Below are 2,577 nucleotides of genomic sequence, written 5' to 3'. Positions count from 1 at the left end.
GCAACGCCACCAACGACGACGAACACGCCGTGTCCACCGTCACCGCCGGCCCCTCGAACCCGAACACGTACGACACCCGACCCGACAACACACTCGCCGTCGCTCCGGTGCTCATGTATCCCGCGGTTTCCTCCGACCCGGTCGCCAGCAGTGCCGCGTAGTCCACGTTGTTGGACCCCACGAAGACCCCGGTGCGGCTGCCGCGCAGTGACAGCGGGTCCATGCCCGCCCGCTCCAGGAGTTCCCAGGACACCTCCAGCAGCTGTCGCTGCTGCGGGTCCATCGCCAACGCCTCACGCGGCGAGATGCCGAAGAAGTCCGCGTCGAAACCAGCCACATCGGACAGAAAACCGCCCTGCGGGGCATACTGGGCCTGGTCCGGAAGCCGCCATCCCCGATCTGTCGGGAACCCGCCCACCGCGTCGGCGCCCGACGAAAGCAGCTCCCACAGATCCTCCGGGGAGGTCACGCCACCGGGGAAGCGACCAGCCATCGCGACCACAACGATCGGATCACTGGAGGTCTCGGTCACCGGCGTTGGTACTGGTTCGACGATGCCTGCCAACTGGTTTCGCAGGTGCGTCGCCAGCTGGTCGGGTGTCGGGTGGTCGAACACGAGCGTGGCAGGCGTTCTCAGCCCGGTCGCGGCGTTGAGCCGGTTGCGGAGTTCAACGCCGGTCAACGAATCGAAGCCGAGGTCGCGGAACGCGCGCCGTGGCTCGATCATGTCCGGTGAGTCGTAGCCGAGCACCGTGGCCACGTGTGTGCGCACCAGCTCGACCAGGACGTGGTGCCGATCGGACTCCGACGCCTGCGACAGCCGTTCCCGTAGGTCACTTCCCTCGGGGTCCCGGCCCGCCACGGCGGCCTGCACCTCAGGAAGATCGCGGATCAGCGGCAGCCGCTGGACCGCGGCCGCATCGGAAACGATGTTCTCCCACCGCATGTCGGCCACGACGATGAAGGTCTCGTCGCAGTCGAGCACCCGCTGCAGCGCGGCAAGGGTCAGTTCTGGTCGCATGTCCGTCGCACCGCGACGGCTCAACAGGTCCAAGATCTCGCCCGTGGCCAGACCGCCTCCCTCCCAGTGGCCCCAGGCCACCGATGTCGCCACCTGTCCTCGCGAGCGACGGTATTGGGCCAGGGCGTCGAGGTAGGCGTTTCCCGGTGCGTAGTTGCCTTGTCCGGGTAACCCGAGACAGCCCGCCAGCGACGAGAACAGCACGAACGCGGACAGGTCCATGCCGTTGGTGAGTTCATGCAGGTTGATCGCACCGGAAACCTTGCTGCGCAACGCGTGCTCAAGCTTCTCGATGCTGAGTGACTCGGTGACGGCGTCGTCGAGGACCGCGGCCGTGTGCACTACCGCGGTCAACGGTCGATCAGCGGGGATGGCGTCGATCACGGCGGCCAGCGCTGCCCGATCGCTCACATCACACACCGCTGTGGTCACCTCGGTGCCGAGTTCCATCAGTTCACGCCTGAGTTGGTCAGCTCCTTGACCTCGGCGACTCACCAGCACCAGATGCTCGGCACCATTGGCGGCGAGCCAGCGCGCGACCCGGCTGCCCAGGGCCCCAGTCCCCCCGGTGATCAGGGTGGTACCACGTGGTTTCCAATGCCGGGCCACCTCGTCCACCCGCAGGGGGGCGCGCACCATCCGACGCCCGTACGCGTGCCCCGCCCGGATCGCAACCTCGTTCTCGTGATCCATCCCGGCCAGTACCGCACGGAGCCGGTCGATGCCCCGGTCGTCGATGGTCTCTGGCAGATCGATCATCCCGCCCCACCACTCGGGGTGTTCAACGGCGATCACTCGGGCTTGGCCCCACACCAGCGCCTGGATCGGGTTGGCGAGCGAGTCCTCGGGGCCAATCGATACCGCTCCGCAGGTCACGTGCCACAGTGGCGCCCCGATCCCGGACGAACTGAGCGCCTGGGCAAGCTCCAGTGTGGCGGCTGCCCCGACCGGTACCGCTGGATGGTCTGGATGGGGCCGCTCGTCCAGGGCGAGCAGAGAGATCATGCCGCGGATGTCGGCGATCTCGCCCAGGTTGTTCGCGGAGTTCACCACCAGGACGCGCACACCATCCCCGACGAGTGCGGCCCGCACGGCCTGGACCAGTGCGTTGTCCAGGCACGCGGTTGGGACGATGACCAGCCAGGTGCCGGTCAACCGGTCCGCCGAGGTTTCGGGCAGGGGCTGCCACACCAGGCGATAGCGCCACGAGTCGATGACGGCATTGTCTCGCTTCTCTCGCCGCCACGCCGAAATCTCCGGGATGACGGCACTGAGTGGTTTGTCAGCGAGGTTGGCTCGGTGCACGAAGTCCCAGAACTCCGAATCCAGGTCCGGGCCGCTGTCCCGCTGGGCCGGAGTGACCCAGTAGTTGTGGTGTTGGAATGGGTAGGTGGGCAGGTCGAGGTGGGGAATGCGGGGTGCGGGCAGGACGCTGGCCCAGTCGGGGACAGCGCCGTGCGTGAACGCCTCGGCCACAGCGGCCAACACCTGCCGGTGATCCCCCCGTTCACGCCGCAACGTCCCCACCACACACGCCGACCGCTGATGCTGATCGA

General features: G+C 67.6%; 1 protein-coding gene. It reads right to left on the bottom strand.

Translation table 11 applies throughout. From position 1 onward, the window contains the following. A partial coding sequence (locus LX83_RS38240; protein WP_308204136.1) for a type I polyketide synthase occupies nucleotides 1-2,497 on the bottom strand: 2,497 nt, incomplete at its 3' end. Nucleotides 2,498-2,577: the final 80 nt, after the last annotated feature.

The sequence above is a fragment of the Goodfellowiella coeruleoviolacea genome (genome assembly GCF_024171785.1).
GTDB classification, from domain to species: Bacteria; Actinomycetota; Actinomycetes; order Mycobacteriales; family Pseudonocardiaceae; genus Goodfellowiella; species Goodfellowiella coeruleoviolacea.
This window is presented reverse-complemented; position numbering and strand designations above follow the sequence as displayed.